The organism is Microcella sp. (assembly GCF_046293215.1).
In the GTDB taxonomy this organism is placed as follows: Bacteria; Actinomycetota; Actinomycetes; order Actinomycetales; family Microbacteriaceae; genus Microcella.
The window spans coordinates 222,635-229,067 of record NZ_JBKBPI010000003.1; the positions used below are offsets into that span (position 1 = coordinate 222,635).

Below are 6,433 nucleotides of genomic sequence, written 5' to 3' on the forward strand. Positions count from 1 at the left end.
CATAACCTCCCGCAATCGCGCGCCGAAACTCCAGCATCGGCACCGCACCACGAGCACATCACCCCCCCCGACAAAGGAGTCGAGTTGAACCGCAGCGACGTCATCGTGCTCGGAGCCGGCCTCGCCGGACTGTCGGCCGCCCGCGACCTCATGAACTCCGGCGTCGACGTGCGCGTACTCGAAGCTCGCAGTCGCCCAGGAGGTCGCGTCGAGCAGACCACGCTCGCCGACGGTCGCCTCATGCAACTCGGCGGCGAGGTCATCGGCCCCTCCCACACCGCGTACACGCAGCTCGTCGGCGAGCTCGGACTCACCCTCGTGCCCGCTTTCGCCGGCCTGCCCGGTGACGACGTGTGGCTTCTCGCCGACGGCCGCCACGTCGGCGACCTGCCGTTCTTCGACGACGCCGACCGAGCATCCTACGAGCGGTGTGAATCCGAATTTCGCCGGCTGGTCGCGAGCGTCGACCCCGATGACCCCTGGTCGCACCCCGACGCCGCACGGCTTGACCAACTGAGTGTCGGCCAGTGGCTTCGCGAGGTGGGTGCGACCCCGAACGTCGTGCGCGCCCGAGACATCGCGATGCTCGCGCTCGCCGCCGAGTCGGTCGAGCGCACGTCGCTGCTCAGCGACCTGCGCAAGGAGGCCGTCACGGGCGACCCCAGCGCCGGTTTCTACGACTACGACGTGTGGGAGGTCAGCCGCGTCGCCGAAGGCTCGGCGACGGTCGCCCTGCGCATGGCCGACGAGCTGGGTCACCGCCTCACCTACGGCGCCGAGGTTGTGCGCGTCACCGTCAGCACGCGTGGCTGTGCGGTCGAGCTCGCGACCGGCGAGCGGTACACGGCCGATGCGATCGTGTGCACGATCCCGGTGGGGCCGCTGCGCCGCATCCGCATTGACGGTCTCAGCGACGAGCGCCGTGCATCCCTCGACCGCCAACGTCACGCCCTCACCTCGAAGGTCACGGTCGCCTACGCCGACTCGTTCTGGGCGCGCGACGGGTTGAACGGCACCTCGTATGCCGAAACCGGAATGATGGGCGGCACCTGGGTGCAGCGCGATGGCATCCTGTCGGCGCTCGTGCCCCCCGAGCGGCAGAGCGCGTTCTTGTCGACCGCTCCCGGCCGGGTGCACGACGAGCTGCTCGACGAACTCGTCGCCACCTTTGGCCCGGATGCTCGCACCCCGCAATCGCTCATGGTGCGCCGCTGGGCGGTCGATCCGTTCACGCTCGGCTACATCACGAGTTGGCGCCCGGGCGACGTGATGGGCGTCGGCCCGCTGCACGGCACGCACGAGCCGCCGTTCTACATCGCCGGCAGCGACCAGTGGGTGTGCGGCTACATGGAGGGCGCGGTGCGCACGGGCCGGGCGGCCGCCGCCGCGATGCTCGGCGCCTAGGCGCGAGCGCGCGGCGCCTACCGCAAGTTCTGCCGCGGCACGACGACCTTCTTCAGGATCAGCAGGATCGACGCGACGAGCGGCGCGGCGACCAGAGCGCCGAGCAGCCCCAGGAGCGTCGCCCCGATGAAGGCGGCGATCAACACGAGCGCCGACGGAATGCTGATCGCCTTGCCGATGATGCGCGGTGTGAGCACGTACGACTCGACCTGCATGTAGACAATCATCACGATGGCCACGATCAGCGCGGTCACCGGGGATTCGAAGAGCGTCACCACCGTCATGAGTGTCGTGCTGATCACGGGCCCGATGATCGGGATCAGCGTGATGAACAGCGCGAGAAACGCCAAGACGACGGCGTACCGCACCCCGAGGATCGTCAGCAGGATGAACGAGAACGTCGCGTTCAGGGCGGCGAGCACGATCTGCCCGATCAGGTACTTGCCGATCGAGTCGAAGATCTCCTCCGCGAGCTCACGGAACCCGCGACGCCGCGACGCGGGAACCAGCTCGTACAGCGCGCCCTTCATCAGGTCGAGCGAACCCACAAAGTAGAGGGTCATCACGACGACGAAGATGATCCCGAACACCCCGTTGACGATCGAGGCTCCGATGGCGAGGGCCCCGCCGCCGACGACCACCCACGTGTTCGGGTCGGCGATCGCGTCGTTGAGCAGCGCCAGCAGGGTCGTCAGCGCGCCGCCGAAGTCGGTGTCAAGGTTCACGAACCACGGCTGGTTCTCGATGTCCGTCAGGTAGCTCGGAACCGTGGTGATGAGCTCGGTCGCTTGCTCGATCACGATCGGCGTGATGAGCAGCACCATCGTGACGACGATGCCGATGAAGCCGGCCAGCACGATCAGGATCGCGCCCGTCTTCGACACCCCGCGGTTCTGCAGGCGCGTCACGACCGGGTACAGCCCGAGGCTGATGAAGATCGCGAGGAAGATCAGCGTGATCGCGTAGCTGAGCGACACGATGGCGGCCCCGAGCAGCAGCGCGAGGAGGACGCCGAGCGTGGTGACGAATCCGAAGCGGAACGGCCCGCTGCTCAGGATTCCGGCCATCCATTTCGGTCGCGAATCGCCGGCGGGCAGGTGCGCGTCAGCGGCGTCGCCGCTCGCGCGAGAAACATCGGATGCTCGTTCGTCGCTCACGAGCCTCATTCTGTCGTGCGCGAGCCCGTTTCACGAGGGTTGGCGGAGGATAGGGGATTCGAACCCCTGAGGGCTTGCACCCAACACGCTTTCCAAGCGTGCGCCATAGGCCACTAGGCGAATCCTCCGAGTGTCGGTTCGCGCATCACGCTCGGAACGAGCGCGCGAACACGACGTGGCGATCCTATCGTGCCCCGGGAGGGGTAGAGGAAACCCCTACCTGCGCGGCAGGGGGAATCCTCATAGCCCGGCAGTTGCCGCCGCTCCTAGCGTGGAAGCGTCCACAACAAGGAGGTTCCCGGGTGAGTGTCGCAACCCTGCGGGAGGTCGTTGAGCCGGCGTTCGCCGAGCGCTACGGCGTTCCCGCCATCAACATCTTCAACGATCTGACGTTGGAGGCCGTGCTCGCCGGCGCGGAGAAGGCCCAGTCGCCGATCATCGTCCAGACGTCGGTGAAGACCGTGAAGAGCATCGGCGCTGAGGTGATTGCCGCGATGTGGCAGGCGATGGTCGCACGGGTGAGCGTGCCCGCCGTGCTTCACCTCGACCATTGCCCGGACGTTGAGGTTGTGAAGACCTGCTTGGCCAACGGCTGGAACTCGGTGTTGTTCGACGGCTCCTCCCTGCCCGCCGAGCAGAACCTCGCGTTGACGAAAGAGGTCGTTGACCTCGCCAAGCAGTACGGCGCGCAGGTCGAGGGCGAACTCGAGGCCATCACGGGGGTCGAAGACGACCACGGCTCTGACGAGGAGGCCGAGCGGCACTCACTGCAGGCGTCACTCGACTTCATCGACGAGACCGGCATCGACGTGTTCGCCCCGTCGATCGGCAACGCGCACGGTGCCTACAAGTCGACGCCCGTGCTGGATTTCGATCGCGTGAGCGACCTCGTGCGTGAGCGCAGCATCCCGATCGCCCTGCACGGCGGAAGCGGCATGACGAACGAGCAGTTCGCCGAGCTGATCTCGCGCGGGTGCGCGAAGGTCAACATCTCGACGTCGCTCAAAGAGACGTACATGAAGCAGACCCTGGCCTTCCTGAAGGGTGCCGAGTCGGCCGACAAGTGGGATCCCCCGAGCCTGTTCGCCAGCGTCCACGCCGACGTTGTCGACCTGGTGGTTGACCTCGCCGAGCAGTTCGGCAGTGCCGGAAAGGCGGGCAACTGATCATGCCCGCACTCATCTTCGATTGCGACGGCGTTCTCGCCGACACCGAACACGACGGCCACATGCGCGCCTTCAACGAGATGTTCGCCGAAAAGAACCTCCCCGTGCGCTGGTCGGTTGACGACTACCGCGAAAAGGTGCGCATCGGCGGCGGCAAAGAGCGCTTGCGCAGTCTGCTGACCCCCGAATTCGTCGCCGAGGCGGGCCTGCCGACCTCCGCCGAGGAGCAGGATGCGCTCGTCGCCGACTGGCACCGCTCGAAGACCGCCATCTACACGAGTCTCGTCGAGGCGGGTGTCATGCCCGGTCGCCCCGGCATCAAGCGCATCGTGCAGGAGGCGGCCGACGCCGGCTGGACCCTCGTGGTCTGCTCGACCTCGGCGGAAGTCTCGGTGCGGGCGGTGCTCAAGCACGCCGTTGGCGCCGAACTCGCCAGCCTGTTCTCGGTCTACGCCGGCGACATCGTCCCGGCCAAGAAGCCCGCTCCCGACATTTACCTGCTGGCCATTCGCGAGCTCGGCCTCGACCCGGCGGACGTCGTCGTCGTCGAAGACAGCGAAAACGGGATGCGCGCATCCGTTGCCGCAGCGCTGCGCACGATCGTGACGGTCAGCACGTTCACGACCGAGGAGGACTTCTCCCCGGCGTCACTCGTGGTGACGAGCCTCGGCGAGCCCGAGCCGGGGGAGGCGGCCACCGTGCTGCGCAATCCCAGTGAGCTGCCCATCGGCCGCTACGTGACGCTCGCCGACTGCGAGCGCCTGATCCACGTCGCCCCCACCCCTGACGCTGGCGCTTCGGCGCCCGCCGCCTAGTCCCTTCCTCCACCTCCACCATCACCGACAAAACAACGAGGTTTTCGACATGACATCACTGGTTAACAACCCCGCCGACTTTCCCGCCGAGCTGCTCGACGGTTTCGTCGCCGCGAACCCCCGCCACGCCCGCAAGGTGTTCGGCGGCGTCGTGCGCGCGACCCGTTCGAAGCCCGGCAAGGTCTCGATCGTCGTGGGTGGTGGCACCGGCCATTACCCCGCCTTCACCGGCTGGATCGGCCCGGGCCTCGTCGACGGCGTCGTCTGCGGCAACATCTTCTCGTCGCCGTCCGCGTCACAGGTGTACAGCGTCGCGAAGCACGCCGACAACGGCGGCGGTGTGCTGATCGGCTTCCTGAACTACGCGGGTGACGTGCTGCACTTCGGTCTCGGCGCCGAGCGCCTGAAGGCCGACGGGTACAACGTGCGCAGCTCGGTTGTGACGGACGACGTGGCCTCGGCCTCGAAAGACGAGATTCACAAGCGCCGCGGCATCGCGGGCGGACTCGCCGTCTTCAAGATGGCGGGCGCGGCAGCGGAAGCTGGCCTGTCGCTCGACGAGGTGCTGCGCGTGTTCCAGAAGGCCAACGACAACGTGCGCACCTTCGGCGTCGCCTTCTCGGGCTGCACCCTGCCGGGCGCCGCCGAGCCGCTGTTCACGGTGCCCGACGGCATGATGGGTGTCGGCCTCGGCGTGCACGGCGAGCCCGGTATCTACGAGACCGAGATGGGCACGGCTGACGACGTCGCCGCCCTGCTCGTCAACAAGCTCGTCGAGGAGGCTCCCGACGGCGCCGGCAAGCGCGTCGTGGCGATGCTCAACGGCCTCGGCTCGGCCAAGTACGAAGAGTTGTACGTCATGTACAACTCGGTCGAGCGCCGCATTCGCGAGGCGGGCCTGGAACTCATCGAGGGCCAGGTTGACGAGTTCATGACCTCGCTCGACATGGGCGGCGTCTCGCTGACGATCGCCTGGCTGGACGACGAGCTCGAAGGCTACTGGAACGCGCCGTGCGACACCCCGTCGTACCACCGCGCCGAGCTGGCCGACCCTCCCCACGGTGACGACAAGGTGTTCAACACCGAGCCCGAGCCGATCCAGGTGACGACGCCGGGTAGCGCCGAGTCGCAGGCGGCCGGTAAGGCCATCGCTCAGGGCCTGCGCGCCATCCACAACACGATTTCCGAGAACGCCGGAATGCTGGGCGACCTCGACGCGATCGCGGGTGATGGTGACCACGGCATCGGCATGACCCGTGGTTCAGGTGCCGCCGCCGACATCGCCGAAGAGCTTGCCGCGAACGGCGGTGGGGCGCAGACGGTGCTCGCGGGGGCGGGTGCCCGGTGGTCGGAGAACGCCGGTGGCGCCTCCGGTGCCCTCTGGGGCGCCGCACTGACGGCCGCGGGCAACGTGCTGGGCGACCAGTCGGCGATCAGCCCCGAGGCACACGCGGATGCTGCTGACGCGTTCATCGAGGCGATCATCCGTCTCGGCGGCGGTCAGGAGGGCGAGAAGACCATGATCGACGCCCAGGTGCCGTTCGCCCGGGCGCTGCGCACGGCGATCAACGCCGGCGCGACACCGGCCGACGCCTGGCGCGAGGCGGCGCAGGTCGCCGTCGACGCGGCGGCGGCGACCGCCGACATGCGCCCGACCCTCGGCCGTGCGCGCGTGCTCGCGGAGCGTTCGCTGGGTCACGCCGACCCCGGTGCCACCTCGTTCGGTCTCGTCGTCACGACGATCGCCGGACTGCTGGCGAAGTAGGCCACACCCTCAACCACGACGGGGTGGCGGGGGGCCGCCCCCCGCCCCCCCCCCCCCGGGAAGGCGGACACCCCAGCCCAACCCCCGGAGCCCGGCCGGGGACAACCCGCCCACCACGGGGCGCCC

Annotated in this window: 5 protein-coding genes and 1 tRNA gene; 4 read left to right on the forward strand and 2 right to left on the reverse strand. The window is 68.2% G+C overall.

Annotated features, from left to right (window positions below):
* Nucleotides 1–84: 84 nt before the first annotated feature.
* Nucleotides 85–1,404 carry a flavin monoamine oxidase family protein gene (locus ACK4SC_RS04555; RefSeq protein WP_409615252.1) on the forward strand — a complete coding sequence of 440 codons (1,320 nt, stop codon included), beginning with the start codon at nucleotides 85–87 and terminating at the stop codon, nucleotides 1,402–1,404.
* Between the two features lie 17 nt (nucleotides 1,405–1,421).
* On the opposite strand, the gene ACK4SC_RS04560 is transcribed toward ACK4SC_RS04555, so the two are convergent.
* Complete coding sequence (locus ACK4SC_RS04560; RefSeq protein WP_409615254.1) at nucleotides 1,422–2,561, reverse strand: AI-2E family transporter; 1,140 nt, start codon at nucleotides 2,559–2,561, stop codon at nucleotides 1,422–1,424.
* Nucleotides 2,562–2,601: 40 nt separating this feature from the next.
* Nucleotides 2,602–2,689: transfer RNA gene (locus tag ACK4SC_RS04565), tRNA-Ser, on the reverse strand.
* 174 nt (nucleotides 2,690–2,863) lie between these two features.
* Between ACK4SC_RS04565 and ACK4SC_RS04570 the strand changes: the two genes are divergently transcribed.
* The 3 genes from ACK4SC_RS04570 to ACK4SC_RS04580 are packed head-to-tail and all read left to right on the forward strand — an operon-like array spanning nucleotide 2,864 to nucleotide 6,307.
* Complete coding sequence (locus ACK4SC_RS04570; RefSeq protein ID WP_409615257.1) at nucleotides 2,864–3,727, forward strand: ketose-bisphosphate aldolase; 864 nt, start codon at nucleotides 2,864–2,866, stop codon at nucleotides 3,725–3,727.
* A gap of 2 nt (nucleotides 3,728–3,729) precedes the next feature.
* A complete protein-coding gene (locus ACK4SC_RS04575) occupies nucleotides 3,730–4,542 on the forward strand; it encodes an HAD-IA family hydrolase (RefSeq protein WP_409615260.1) in 813 nt (270 codons plus the stop codon).
* Nucleotides 4,543–4,591: 49 nt separating this feature from the next.
* On the forward strand, nucleotides 4,592–6,307 hold the full coding sequence (locus ACK4SC_RS04580; protein ID WP_409615263.1) for a dihydroxyacetone kinase family protein: 1,716 nt from the start codon (nucleotides 4,592–4,594) through the stop codon (nucleotides 6,305–6,307).
* The last annotated feature ends 126 nt before the right edge of the window (nucleotides 6,308–6,433 follow it).

Coding starts and splice junctions, on each gene's coding strand:
- ACK4SC_RS04580 (WP_409615263.1), top strand. CDS start 4,592: ATGACATCACTGGTTAACAACCCCGCCGACTTTCCCGCCGAGCTGCTC.
- ACK4SC_RS04575 (WP_409615260.1), top strand. CDS start 3,730: ATGCCCGCACTCATCTTCGATTGCGACGGCGTTCTCGCCGACACCGAA.